Annotated in this window: 14 protein-coding genes and 1 other annotated feature; of the genes, 4 read left to right on the forward strand and 10 right to left on the reverse strand. The window is 53.7% G+C overall.

Annotation, left to right across the window (positions count from 1 at the left end):
- Positions 1–53: 53 nt before the first annotated feature.
- Positions 54–1,220 (forward strand): UDP-glucose 6-dehydrogenase, encoded by a 1,167-nt coding sequence (gene ugd / locus AM410_RS15380; RefSeq protein WP_042716014.1) that lies wholly within the window; start codon positions 54–56, stop codon positions 1,218–1,220.
- A 53-nt stretch (positions 1,221–1,273) separates the two neighbouring features.
- Here the strand turns inward: ugd and AM410_RS15385 are convergent, their stop codons facing one another.
- Positions 1,274–2,278 carry an NAD-dependent epimerase gene (locus AM410_RS15385; RefSeq protein ID WP_073396104.1) on the reverse strand — a complete coding sequence of 335 codons (1,005 nt, stop codon included), beginning with the start codon at positions 2,276–2,278 and terminating at the stop codon, positions 1,274–1,276.
- A gap of 191 nt (positions 2,279–2,469) precedes the next feature.
- Between AM410_RS15385 and wzzB the strand changes: the two genes are divergently transcribed.
- Positions 2,470–3,450, forward strand: a complete 981-nt coding sequence (wzzB, locus tag AM410_RS15390) for an LPS O-antigen chain length determinant protein WzzB (RefSeq protein ID WP_078774584.1) — start codon at positions 2,470–2,472, stop codon at positions 3,448–3,450.
- A 41-nt stretch (positions 3,451–3,491) separates the two neighbouring features.
- Here the strand turns inward: wzzB and hisIE are convergent, their stop codons facing one another.
- From hisIE to hisL, 9 genes are all read right to left on the reverse strand, one after another.
- Positions 3,492–4,103 carry a bifunctional phosphoribosyl-AMP cyclohydrolase/phosphoribosyl-ATP diphosphatase HisIE gene (gene hisIE / locus AM410_RS15395; RefSeq protein WP_073396101.1) on the reverse strand — a complete coding sequence of 204 codons (612 nt, stop codon included), beginning with the start codon at positions 4,101–4,103 and terminating at the stop codon, positions 3,492–3,494.
- Entirely contained in the window at positions 4,097–4,873 is a 777-nt protein-coding gene (hisF, locus tag AM410_RS15400) for an imidazole glycerol phosphate synthase subunit HisF (protein WP_014170794.1), read from the reverse strand. Before hisF ends, hisIE begins: the two co-directional genes overlap by 7 nt.
- On the reverse strand, positions 4,855–5,592 hold the full coding sequence (gene hisA / locus AM410_RS15405; protein ID WP_032678506.1) for a 1-(5-phosphoribosyl)-5-[(5-phosphoribosylamino)methylideneamino]imidazole-4-carboxamide isomerase: 738 nt from the start codon (positions 5,590–5,592) through the stop codon (positions 4,855–4,857). The genes hisF and hisA overlap by 19 nt, the downstream gene beginning before the upstream one ends.
- Complete coding sequence (gene hisH, locus AM410_RS15410) at positions 5,592–6,182, reverse strand: imidazole glycerol phosphate synthase subunit HisH (protein WP_020883288.1); 591 nt, start codon at positions 6,180–6,182, stop codon at positions 5,592–5,594. Before hisH ends, hisA begins: the two co-directional genes overlap by 1 nt.
- On the reverse strand, positions 6,182–7,249 hold the full coding sequence (gene hisB / locus AM410_RS15415) for a bifunctional histidinol-phosphatase/imidazoleglycerol-phosphate dehydratase HisB (protein ID WP_040017933.1): 1,068 nt from the start codon (positions 7,247–7,249) through the stop codon (positions 6,182–6,184). Before hisB ends, hisH begins: the two co-directional genes overlap by 1 nt.
- On the reverse strand, positions 7,246–8,307 hold the full coding sequence (hisC, locus tag AM410_RS15420; protein ID WP_032678504.1) for a histidinol-phosphate transaminase: 1,062 nt from the start codon (positions 8,305–8,307) through the stop codon (positions 7,246–7,248). The genes hisB and hisC overlap by 4 nt, the downstream gene beginning before the upstream one ends.
- Complete coding sequence (gene hisD, locus AM410_RS15425; protein ID WP_025203710.1) at positions 8,304–9,608, reverse strand: histidinol dehydrogenase; 1,305 nt, start codon at positions 9,606–9,608, stop codon at positions 8,304–8,306. Before hisD ends, hisC begins: the two co-directional genes overlap by 4 nt.
- 5 nt (positions 9,609–9,613) lie before the next feature.
- Positions 9,614–10,513 carry an ATP phosphoribosyltransferase gene (hisG, locus tag AM410_RS15430; RefSeq protein WP_000886595.1) on the reverse strand — a complete coding sequence of 300 codons (900 nt, stop codon included), beginning with the start codon at positions 10,511–10,513 and terminating at the stop codon, positions 9,614–9,616.
- A 45-nt stretch (positions 10,514–10,558) separates the two neighbouring features.
- Positions 10,559–10,682, reverse strand: a sequence feature (His leader region).
- Positions 10,658–10,708: a his operon leader peptide gene (gene hisL / locus AM410_RS15435; protein WP_001364200.1), complete on the reverse strand. Its 51-nt coding sequence runs from the start codon at positions 10,706–10,708 to the stop codon at positions 10,658–10,660. Its footprint overlaps the feature before it by 25 nt.
- Positions 10,709–10,882: 174 nt before the next feature.
- Here hisL and AM410_RS15440 point away from each other — a divergent pair, with 174 nt between their 5' ends.
- Together AM410_RS15440 and AM410_RS15445 are read left to right on the forward strand one after the other, a co-directional pair.
- Positions 10,883–11,707 (forward strand): SDR family oxidoreductase, encoded by an 825-nt coding sequence (locus AM410_RS15440; RefSeq protein ID WP_014170788.1) that lies wholly within the window; start codon positions 10,883–10,885, stop codon positions 11,705–11,707.
- A 41-nt stretch (positions 11,708–11,748) separates the two neighbouring features.
- On the forward strand, positions 11,749–12,678 hold the full coding sequence (locus AM410_RS15445) for a LysR substrate-binding domain-containing protein (protein ID WP_014170787.1): 930 nt from the start codon (positions 11,749–11,751) through the stop codon (positions 12,676–12,678).
- Positions 12,679–12,715 lie beyond the last annotated feature (37 nt).

Here is a 12,715-nt window from a genome sequence, read left to right on the forward strand (position 1 = left end):
TTGCGGTGGTGTACTTACGCCTCCTGAAACTTAAACTTGAAGAAGTTGAACGAATGAAAATAACTATCTCCGGAACAGGCTATGTAGGCCTATCAAACGGCATTCTGATCGCACAAAACCATGAAGTGGTGGCGTTGGATATCGTTCAGTCTAAAGTGGATATGCTTAATCAAAAGCAATCCCCGATTGTCGATAAAGAAATCCAGGAATACCTCGCCAACAAACCGCTGAATTTCCGTGCAACGACGGACAAAGAAGACGCCTACCGCGACGCAGATTTCGTCATCATCGCCACACCAACGGATTACGACCCTAAAACCAACTACTTCAACACTTCAACCGTGGAAGCGGTGATCAAAGATGTTATCGCAATCAACCCAAAAGCGGTGATGATCATCAAATCGACCATTCCAGTAGGCTTCACCAAATCGATTAAAGAAGAGTTGGGTATTGATAATGTCTTCTTCTCGCCAGAATTTCTGCGCGAGGGCAGGGCGTTATACGATAACCTGCATCCATCCCGTATCGTGATCGGTGAGCGTTCTGAGCGTGCGGAGCGCTTCGCCGCACTGCTGCAGGAAGGAGCAATCAAGAAAGATATTCCGGTACTGTTCACTGACTCCACCGAAGCCGAGGCAATCAAGCTCTTCGCTAATACCTATCTGGCAATGCGCGTGGCCTACTTCAACGAGCTGGACAGCTATGCAGAGAGTCTGGGCCTGAACACCCGCCAGATCATCGAAGGCGTGTGCCTCGACCCGCGTATTGGTAACCATTACAACAACCCGTCGTTTGGCTACGGCGGTTACTGCCTGCCAAAAGATACCAAACAGCTGCTGGCAAACTATCAGGCGGTGCCTAACAATTTGATTTCCGCGATTGTGGATGCCAACCGCACGCGTAAAGACTTCATTTCTGATTCCATTCTCGCGCGTCAGCCAAAAGTGGTGGGTGTCTATCGTCTGATCATGAAGAGCGGTTCTGATAACTTCCGCGCCTCTTCCATTCAGGGGATCATGAAGCGTATTAAGGCGAAAGGCGTGCAGGTCATTATCTATGAACCAGCGATGCAGGAAGACGAGTTCTTCCACTCCCGTGTGGTTCGCGATCTGGACGCTTTCAAGAAAGAAGCGGATGTGATTATCTCGAACCGTATGGCGGAAGAGCTGGCAGACGTGGCGGATAAGGTTTATACCCGCGATCTGTTTGGTAGCGACTAATCTCCTTTCTACCGCACATAAAAAACCCGGCTCATGCGCCGGGTTTTTTTGTATTAAACCTTATAGAAATTACGGTACCAGTCGACAAAGTTCTTCACTCCGTCTTTTACCGAGGTCTGCGGTTTAAATCCAATGACGTCATACAACGCCTTCGTATCGGCGCTGGTTTCCAGCACGTCACCGGGCTGGATGGGCATCATGTTTTTTTCTGCCTTTTTACCTAACGCATCTTCCAGCGCGGTAATGTAATCCATCAATTCGACAGGCGAGCTGTTACCGATGTTGTAGACGCGATACGGCGCGGAGCTGGTCGCTGGCGAACCGGTCTCAACGGTCCAGTTCGCATCAGCCTGAGGGATCACATCCTGCAGGCGGATGATCGCTTCAGCGATATCATCGATGTAGGTGAAGTCACGCTTCATCTTGCCGTAGTTGTAGACATCGATACTCTTGCCTTCAATCATCGCTTTGGTGAACTTGAACAGCGCCATGTCCGGGCGTCCCCACGGACCGTACACGGTAAAGAAACGCAGGCCCGTCGTGGGCAGGTTGTACAGGTGGGAATAGGTATGCGACATCAGTTCATTGGCTTTTTTGGTCGCGGCATAAAGTGAGACAGGGTGATCGACCGAATCGTCAGTCGAAAAAGGCATCTTGCGATTCAGACCGTAAACGGAGCTGGAAGACGCATACAGAAGATGTTGTACCTTATGATGGCGACAGCCTTCCAGCACGTTGAGGTGCCCTACCAGGTTGGCATCAGCATAGGCGTGAGGATTTTCAAGCGAGTAGCGTACGCCTGCCTGTGCGGCCAGGTGGATGACGCGATCAAATTTCTCACGGGCGAACAGTGCTGCCATGCCTTCACGATCGGCCAAGTCCAGCTTGTGTAAGGTGAAATTGCCAGATGTCAGCAGATCCAGACGTGCCAGCTTAAGATTGACATCATAGTAGTCATTTAGATTATCAATCCCCACAACATGGTGTCCTGCATCCAACAAGCGCTTGCTGACATTTGAACCAATAAATCCCGCCACGCCCGTAACCAAAAATTTCATACCTTTCCTCGTTAACTTTTCGGTCTAATTGATGCCGGAAGCATCAGAACTGCTATATGATAGCGCGTTAGACGTGAGTTACATAACCAATCTTTCCGATATAACTCATCGGATTCTTATAGAAAAATTGCCAGTAACAGATACACTATACTTTATGATTATTTTTGCCCTTTTTATTCGTTAGGGACAGTATGACGCAAAACAACAATAACCCGGTCACGCGTAGCAATGACCTGGAGCAACTTGATTTCATCGATTTAGTGATGCAACTGTGGCGTGGAAAGTTGATTATTGGAGCTTTTGTCGCAGTTTTTATCATCCTTGCAGGTATCTATATCAGTGTAGTAGAAGAAAAGTGGACATCGTCGGCCATCATCTCACAGCCTGATGCGGCGCAAATCGCGACGTACTCGAATGCTTTAAACATACTTTATGGCGGTGCAGCCCCCTCAATGCTCGATATTCAAACCAGAGTGATTGGACGTTTCAACTCTTCTTTCTCTGCTTTATCTCAGGCACTTGAAAACCAGGAAATTCCGGAAAAGCTGACGATTGAGCAGGCAGTTAAAGGACAATCATTGCCATTAAGTGTCTCTTATACCGGGGAATCTGCGGAGGCTGCTCAGAAGCAGCTGGCCCAATATATTCAACAGGTAGACGAGCAGACGGCGAAAGAACTGGCGCTTGACCTAAAAGATAACATTAAGCAGCAGATCACAACCCTGAATGACTCCCTGGAGAACCAGGAGAAAGTCTCTCAGGAGCAAAAAGATTTGCGTATCAAACAGATTACGGAAGCGCTGAAGAACGCAGAAGCAGCGAAAATCACCTCTCCACAGATTCAGCAAACTCAGGACGTGACGCAGGAAACCATGTTCCTGCTGGGCAGCGAAGCGTTAAAATCGATGATTGAAAACGAAGCTTCACGTCCGCTGGTGTTCTCTGGAGCGTACTATCAGACTAAGCAGAACTTGCTGGATATCGAGAAGTTGAATGTTAACCCGGACACCATTCATGTCTATCGCTATGTCATGAAACCGGATCTTCCTGTTTATCGTGACAGTCCGAAAAAGGCCATCACTCTGATCCTTGCTGTCCTGCTTGGCGGGATTATCGGTTCAGGTGTGGTGTTGGGTCGCAACGCGTTGCGGAACTACAAACCAAAAGCGTGATTCTCATCAGATAAAAAAACCGGGGAAATTCCCCGGTTTTTTTATTTATGTCTCTTACGTAGATTCTCAATCACCGCCGTTAAATCAAGGTCCTGATCCTGCAGCAGTACCAGCAGGTGATACATCAAATCCGACGCCTCGTTCGTCAGCTCCTCGCGGTCATGCACGGTCGCGGCCAGTGCTGTCTCAACGCCTTCTTCCCCCACCTTTTGCGCAATACGTTTAGTCCCGCTGGCGTACAGCTTAGCCGTATACGAACTTTCAGGATCCGCCGTTTTACGCTCAGCGAGTAACTGTTCCAGCTGATACAGGAACAGCCACTGGTGGCTTGCGTCGCCGAAGCAGCTGCTGGTGCCCTTGTGGCAGGTTGGGCCGATCGGATTCACCAGTACCAGAAGCGTATCGTTATCGCAGTCCGGCGTAATGCTGACCACATTCAGGAAATGGCCAGAGGTTTCCCCTTTGGTCCACAGGCGCTGTTTGGTGCGCGAGAAAAAGGTGACCTTACCGCTGTGGAGCGTTTTTGCCAGCGCGTCCTGGTTCATATACCCCAGCATCAGCACTTCACCTGAAACAGCATGCTGTACAACCACCGGCAGTAATCCGTCAGTTTTTTCCCAGTCCAGCTGCGCCTGTTGTTGCTCTGTTAACATACCCTGATCTCCACGCCCTGGTCGGCCAGGTACGTTTTTAACTCACCAATATTAATAATCTGTTTGTGGAACACAGAGGCCGCCAGCGCGCCGTCAACGTTTGCATCGCGGAAGGCTTCGAGGAAGTGTTCCATGGTGCCTGCACCGCCGGAAGCAATCAGCGGTACGTGGCAGACCGCGCGGACTTTTTTCAGCTGCTCCAGGTCGTAACCGTTACGCACGCCGTCCTGGTTCATCATGTTCAGCACAATTTCGCCTGCGCCACGTTTCTGCACTTCCTGCACCCAGTCCAGCGTTTCCCATTGGGTTACGCGTGTCCGGCTTTCGTCGCCGGTGTACTGGTTGACATGGTATTTACCCGTTGCGGCGTCATACCAGGTGTCAATCCCCACAACAATACACTGTACGCCAAAGCGATCGGCCAGACGGGTAATCAGCTCCGGGTCTGCCAAAGCAGGGGAGTTAATGGAAATCTTATCGGCACCAAAGGAGAGAATTTTTGCAGCGTCTTCCGCAGATTTAATCCCACCAGCCACGCAGAAGGGAATATCAATCACTTCTGCCACGCGCGCCACCCAGCTTTTATCCACAACGCGGCCATCGCTGGAGGCGGTGATATCGTAAAACACCAGCTCATCTGCGCCTTCTTCAGCGTAGCGTTTTGCCAGCGGGACGATATCGCCAATGATTTCGTGGTTGCGGAATTGCACGCCTTTCACTACCTGGCCGTCACGTACGTCCAGGCAAGGGATTATCCGTTTTGCCAGCATTGAATCGCCTCCGTCACAGTAAATTTACCTTCCAGCAGGGCCCGGCCCACAATCACGCCCTGTACACCCGTTCCGCGCAGCGCGGCAATATCAGCGATATCACCAATACCCCCCGATGACTGGAAGGCCACCTGCGGATAACGCGCACAGACTTCTTGGTATAAAGAAACGTTAGAGCCTGCCAGCGTGCCGTCGCGGGAGATATCGGTGCACAGCACGTGCTTCAGGCCAACGGGCAGATACCTCTCGACCAGCTCTTCCAGCGTCACCCCGGAATTTTCCTGCCAGCCGCTGACTGCAACCTGCTTGTTACCCTGTTCGTCGATACGAACATCCAGCGCCAGCACCAGCGCGTCAGCGCCAAAGCGGCGGAACCAGGCTTTAACCTTTTCAGGATCGTTAACGGCAGTCGAGCCGACGACCACCCGCGCCACGCCAGCGTCCAGCAGCGCCGCAACGTCATCTTCCGTACGCACGCCACCGCCTACCTGGACCGGCACATCTACGCCGGCCACCAGTTTTTTAAGAAGTGGGATTTGACGTTTTGTCGGATCTTTTGCGCCAGTCAAATCCACCAGGTGCAGCACCTGCGCGCCCTGGGCAGCATAATCCTGCAGACGTGGCAAGGGGTCGTTACCGTAGTCGCGTTGCTGCCCGTAATCGCCCTGATGGAGACGGACAACCGTGCCGTCGATTAAATCTAAAGCGGGAATAATCATTACATCTCCAGGAAGTTTTTCAGCAACTGTGCGCCTGCGGCACCCGAACGTTCCGGGTGAAACTGCACGCCGAAGAAGTTATCTTTCTGCACCGCCGCGGTAAATGCTTCGCCGTAATTGCACTGGGCAATGGTGTACGGATTTACCGGCATGGCGTAGCTGTGCACGAAGTAAAAATAGGCCCCGTCTTCAATGCCGCGAAACAGTCTGTCACCGGCTTTGGCATAAACACGGTTCCAGCCCATGTGCGGCAGAGGCAGACCGTGATCGGTCATTTTCGGCACGTCTTCGTCAATAATCCCGAGCAGATCAACGCCGTTGCTCTCTTCACTGCGTCGGCCCAAGAGCTGCATGCCGAGACAAATTCCCAGCACCGGTTGAGTACAGGCTTTGATGAGACTCACCAGCTCGCGCTCGTGGATCTGATCCATCGCCGCCTGCGCTGTCCCTACGCCGGGCAGAAAAAGCTTATCGGCGCGCAGTACGACGTCAGGGTCGCGACTCACGTCCGGCGCATAGCCGTGACGGGCAATTGCCGATTTTACGGAGTTCAGGTTGGCGCATCCGGTATCCAGAATCACCACATTCATTACAGCACTCCTTTCGATGAGGGCAGGGCGTCACCTTCCACACGAATCGCCTGGCGGAGGGTACGGCCAAAGGCTTTGAACAGGCTTTCCACGCGGTGGTGGTCGTTCTTGCCCTTGGTCTTGAGGTGCAACGTCAGGCCCATGGTGTAGGACAATGAACGGAAGAAGTGTTCAACCATTTCGGTGCTGAGGTCGCCCACGCGCTGGTAGGTGAAATCCGCTTTGTATTCCAGGTGTGGGCGCCCGGAGATATCCATTGCGCAGCGCGCCAGGCACTCGTCCATCGGCAGCACAAAACCAAAACGGTTGATGCCGCGTTTGTCGCCGAGTGCCAGCTTCAGCGCTTCACCCAGCGCCAGGCCGGTATCTTCCACGGTGTGGTGATCGTCGATATACAAATCGCCTTTCACGGCGATCTCCATGCGGAAACCACCGTGGGTCGCGATCTGGTCCAGCATATGGTCAAAGAAACCCACACCGGTGTGGATCTTGCTGCCGCCTTCACGATCCAACCAGACCTTAACGTCGATTTGCGTCTCTTTGGTGTTGCGCTCAACGTGCGAGTAGCGGTCACGCTGGGTCAACTGCTCACCAATTTTTGCCCAGTTAAGGGTGGAACGGTCATAGCGCAGCCCGGAGATACCCATGTTCTCCGCCAGTGTAATATCGGTCATGCGATCGCCAATGACATAGCTATTGGCTTTATCCAGCACGTCATCCGTCAGGTAGCGTTCGACCAGCTTTACCTTCGGCTTGCGGCAGTCACATTCATCGGCAGGCAGGTGTGGGCAGATCAGCACCTCATCAAATTCAACGCCCTGAGAGGTCAGCACCTGCATCATCAGGTTATGCGGGCCGTCAAAATCCGCCTGCGGGAAACTGTCGGTACCCAGCCCGTCCTGGTTAGTGATCATCACCAGCTTATAGCCGGCTTTCTGCAGCTTGAGCAGCACCGGGATTACATCGGGTTCAAAAGCCAGTTTGTCGAAACGATCGACCTGAAAATCGGTTGGCGGCTCCGAAATAAGGGTACCGTCACGATCGATAAAGAGGGTCTTCTGGCTCATACTTTCTCCGCTTTCAGGGCGTCAATCACGCGCTGACTCTCTGCACGGGTGCCTACGGTAATACGCAAACAGCCGCTTAAGGATGGTTGTTTATTTTGGTCTCGTAAGATAATGCCCTGATCCCATAAAGATTTAAATACGGCACTCGACGCGGTAAAGCGTACCAGGATGTAGTTGGTTTCAGAGTCGAATACCTGCTCCACGCAGGGAATATCTTTCAGGGCAGTGACCAGATACTGCCGTTCTTCAAGGATTTGTGCCACGCGTTCGCGCATCGCCTTGATCCCCTGAGGGGCCAAAGCCTGCGCCGCAATGTCGGCAACCGGCGTAGAGAGTGGATATGGCGCAATCACTTTCATCAGCAGGTCGATGACTTCTTTATTGGCCAGCGTAAAGCCGCAGCGCAGGCCAGCGAGAGCGAAAGCTTTTGACAGCGTACGCAGTACAACCAGGTGCGGGTACTCTTCGAGCCAGCCAGCCAGCGTCGCCTGCGGGCAGAACTCAATATAGGCTTCGTCAGCCACCACCAGCGCTTTACCGCGCGTCATCTCCAGCAGGGTTCGAATGTCCTGCGGGTTGATAATCTGCCCGGTCGGGTTATTTGGACTGCAGACGAACACCACTTTCACGCCGTCAAGATTATCGGCAATCCCCTGCAGATCGAGCTGCCAGTCTTCCAGCGAAAGCACGTTACGGCACGCCACGCCAAAGGTTTCTGCACTGACGCTGTACATTCCGTAGGTTGGCTGGCAGTACATGACAGCATCTTTGCCCGGTTCGCAGAAGGCTCGGATCAGCAGTTCAATGCCTTCATCTGCCCCCCGGCTGACCAGCACCTGCTCAGGCTTTACGCCTGCGTACCGGGCGTAATTTTCGATAACCGCTTTCGGCTGGCATTCCGGATAGCGGTTCAGCGTTTGCTGCGACAGCTCGAACTGTACGGCCGTCGGGTATTCGTTAGCGTTCAGCCAGACATCACCGTTGCCACCCAGACGACGAGCAGACTGATAAGGCGTCAGGCGACGGACATTTTCGCGGGCTAATTCTTCAATGCTCATGCTTGCTCCTTCAGGGCTGCAACGCGCAGCGTAACGGCGTTTTTGTGGGCGGTCAGACGTTCGGCAGCGGCCAGGGTCTCAATGGTGGAGGCCAGAGAGGCAAACCCCTCGCGGGACAGCTCCTGTACGGTCATGCGTTTCTGGAAATCCGCCAGCCCGAGGCTCGAACAGGTTGATGTATATCCGTAGGTTGGCAGAACGTGGTTGGTGCCGGAAGCGTAATCGCCGGCGGATTCCGGTGACCAGTCGCCAAGGAAGACCGAACCTGCGCTGGTAATGCTGTCAACCAGATCGCGCGCATTGCGGGTCTGGATAATCAGGTGTTCCGGGCCGTACTGGTTGGAGATGGCAATGCACTGCGCCAGATCGCGCGCCACAATCAGGCGGCTTGCTGAGAGTGCCTGGCGTGCCGTGTCGGCGCGCGGCAGGTCGGCAAGCTGACGTTCAACGGCTTCACCCACGCGTCTTGCCATATCCGCATCCGGCGTCAGCAAAATAACCTGTGAGTCCGGGCCATGTTCTGCCTGGGATAACAGATCGGAGGCGACGAAGTCCGGCGTTGCACCGCTGTCGGCAATCACCAGCACCTCAGAAGGACCGGCAGGCATATCAATTGCGGCACCGTCCAGACGCTGGCTGACCTGACGCTTGGCTTCGGTCACATACGCGTTGCCCGGGCCAAAAATTTTGTCCACTTTAGGAATGGATTCGGTACCAAACGCCAGCGCGGAAATTGCCTGTGCACCCCCCACTTTATACACCGCCTGTACGCCACACAGTTTTGCCGCATAGAGAATTTCATCGGCAATCGGAGGCGGCGAGCACAGTACAACTTTCTGACAACCGGCGATGCGTGCCGGGGTTGCCAGCATTAATACGGTAGAGAACAGCGGGGCGGAACCACCGGGGATGTAAAGCCCCACCGACGCAACCGGACGCGTGACCTGCTGGCAGCGTACGCCGGGCACGGTTTCCACATCGACCGCCTGCAATATCTGCGCGGTGTGGAAGGTATCAATGTTTTTCACCGCGACGGCCATCGCCTGTTTGATCTCATCACCGAGGCGGCTTTCCGCGTCCGTGATTTCCTGTTCAGTTACCTTTAAAGCGCCAACCTCGGTTTTATCAAACTTTGCGCTGTATTCCCGCAGCGCATCGTCGCCACGGGCTTTGACGTTATCAAGGATCTCGGCCACGGTGCGGGTAATGCTTTCTGAGGCGGAAATCGCCGGACGCATCAGCAGCGCGCGCTGTTGTTCTTGCGAACAATCGTTCCAGTTGATGATTGTGTTAAAGCTCATGGCCATCACTCCATCATCTTCTCAATTGGCAGCACCAGAATTGAGCTTGCGCCCAGCGCCTTCAGTTTTTCCATGGTCTCCCAGAACAGGGTTTCGCTACTGACCATGTGCATGGCGACGCGCTGCTGGTCACCGGCCAGAGGCAGGATGGTCGGGCGCTCTGCGCCTGGCAGCAGGGCAATGACCTCATCAAGACGTTCGGTTGGCGCGTGCATCATGATGTATTTCGATTCACGGGCCTGAATCACGCCCTGAATACGGGTCAGCAGTTTGTCGATCAACTGCTGTTTCGCATCGGCCATTTCGCCGTCGCGCTGGATAAGGCACGCTTTGGAGCGGTAAATCACTTCCACTTCGCGCAGACCGTTCGCTTCCAGCGTGGCGCCCGTAGAGACGAGGTCACAGATGGCGTCAGCCAGACCCGCGCGCGGCGCCACCTCAACAGAGCCGTTCAGCAGGCAGGATTTAAACTGCACGCCTTTCTGATCCAGGTAACGTTTTAACAGGTGAGGGTAGGAGGTGGCGATACGTTTGCCGTTCAGCGCGGCCGGGCCGTCCCAGGCTTCATCGACAGGCGTGGCCAGCGACAGGCGGCAGCCGCCGAAGTCCAGACGACGCAGGGTAAAATAGCGTGGATCTTCACCCTGGGCACGGCGGGTCAGGAGCTCTTCTTCCAGCACGTTTTCACCGATGATGCCGAGGTCAACAACGCCATCCATCACGAGGCCGGGAATATCGTCATCACGCACGCGCAGAATGTCGATGGGCATATTTTCAGCCAGGGCAATCAGGCGCTGGGTGTGCAGGTTGATTTTAATCCCGCAGCGGGCGAGCAGTTCGCGTGAATCATCACTCAAACGGCCTGATTTTTGAATAGCTATGCGTAAACGTGAGTTATCTAACATTCTGTTTTCCTCGTTAACCTGTTTTAACCTGTCTGAATTTGGTCCAAAAAAAAGCCCCCGGAAGAAGATCTTCCGGGGGCTTTTTTATGCGTTCATGCACCACTGGAAGATCCAAACGTCTTCCAGCACACATCGCCTGAAAGACTAGTCAGGATGATGGTGATGATGGTGGTGTTTAAATTGAACGCGTGTCATAAAATTCTCGATGAATGCTTATTCATTTGATGTCTTTTAACCTAAACCAGTTGTATGACTGATTGCAAGGGCTTTTTTTGATCATTAATTCATTTCATATTGACGCTATGAATTGTGTGTTCTGTCGGGCTGGCGTAGCCTTAAGAAAGACGAGTAAAAGTCAGGAGAATTCGCATGAAAAAGGTCGCGATTGTCGGTTTAGGTTGGCTGGGAATGCCGCTGGCGATGTCATTGGCCGCAAAAGGCTGGCAGGTGACCGGAAGCAAAACCACGGCGGATGGGGTAGAAGCGGCGCGCATGTGCGGTATTGACGGCGTCGAGCTGCGTCTGGAACCTGAACTGGTGTGTGATGCTGACGATCTGGATACGCTGATGAACGTTGATGCGCTGGTGATTACGTTACCGGCACGGCGCAGTGGCCCGGGCGAATCATTTTATCTGCAGGCGATGCAGGAGATTGTCGACAGCGCGCTGGCGCATCACGTCCCACGCATTATTTTTACCAGCTCAACCTCGGTCTACGGCGATGTTGACGGCGTGGTGAAAGAGACCTCTGAGCGTCATCCCGTTACCGCGAGCGGTAAAGTGCTGAAAGAGCTGGAAGACTGGCTGCATCATCTTCCCGGCACCCAGGTCGATATCGTACGGCTGGCAGGTCTGGTTGGCCCCGGACGACATCCAGGGCGCTTCTTCGCGGGAAAATCCGCGCCAGACGGACAACATGGCGTCAATCTTGTGCATCTTGATGACGTAATTGCCGCAATAGAACTACTCTTACAGGCTCCAAAAGGTGGGCACATCTATAATATATGTGCGCCTTCTCATCCAGCGCGTAGCACGTTTTACCCGCTGATGGCACGCCAGCTGGGTCTGGTTCCGCCTGTTTTTGGTGAAGCAAAGGACGAAAGTAAAGGCAAAATTGTTGATGGCAATCGCATTTGTCATGAGCTGGGGTTTGAGTATCAATATCCCGATCCGCTGGTGATGCCGATGGAATAAGTTTCTCAGCGGAAACGATCGCACACCGGAAGGGGGCGAACATGAAACCGCTGCTGGATGTTCTTATTATTCTGGATGCACTGGAAAAAGAGGGGAGCTTTGCCGCTGCTTCGGCAAAGCTCTTCAAAACCCCGTCGGCGCTGAGCTATACCGTTCATAAACTGGAAAGCGATCTTAATATCCAGATCCTCGATCGCTCTGGTCACCGCGCCCGTTTTACCCGTACCGGGCAGATGCTGCTGGAGAAGGGGCGCGACGTCCTGCATACCGTTCGCGAACTGGAAAAACAGGCCGTCAAACTGCACCAGGGATGGGAGAACGAACTGGTCATCGGCGTTGATGATACTTTTCCGTTTTCTCTTCTGACGCCGCTGATTGAGGCGTTCTATCAGCACCACAGCGTAACCCGATTAATCTTCATTAATGGCGTGCTGGGCGATTCATGGGATGCCTTAACTCAGGGCAGGGCCGATATTTTTGTCGGTGCGCTGCATGAACCGCCCCAGTTAAGCGATTTCGGTTTCGCCCGGCTGGGTGTGCTGGAGCAGGTTTTCGCCGTCGCGCCACACCATCCGCTCGCGCAGGAGCCGGAACCCCTTAACCGGCGCACGATTAAAGGCTACCGCGCCATTGTGGTCGGTGACAGCTCGCGTCCCGACTGTGCGGCCTCCACGCAGTTGCTTGATGAGCAGGAGGCGATCACGGTGTTCGACTATAAAACCAAGCTGGAGCTGCAAATCAGTGGCCTGGGGTGCGGCTATTTACCCCGCTATCTGGCACAGCGGTTTTTAGACAGCGGTGCGCTTGTTGAAAAACAGGTGCTTGCACAAAGCAGCAATGAATCGGTGTGGGTCGGCTGGAATGAACAAACTGCGGGGCTGGCAAGTGCCTGGTGGCGGGACGAAATTTTAGCAAATAGTGCTATTGCTGCCGTTTACTCGCAAAGCAGCGTCGAGAAATCAGCCAGTTAGAAAAAAGAAAATCGCCCCGGGCGTTGCAAAGTATTGC

This window comes from Enterobacter cloacae complex sp. FDA-CDC-AR_0164 (assembly GCF_003071645.1).
GTDB lineage: Bacteria > Pseudomonadota > Gammaproteobacteria > Enterobacterales > Enterobacteriaceae > Enterobacter > Enterobacter ludwigii.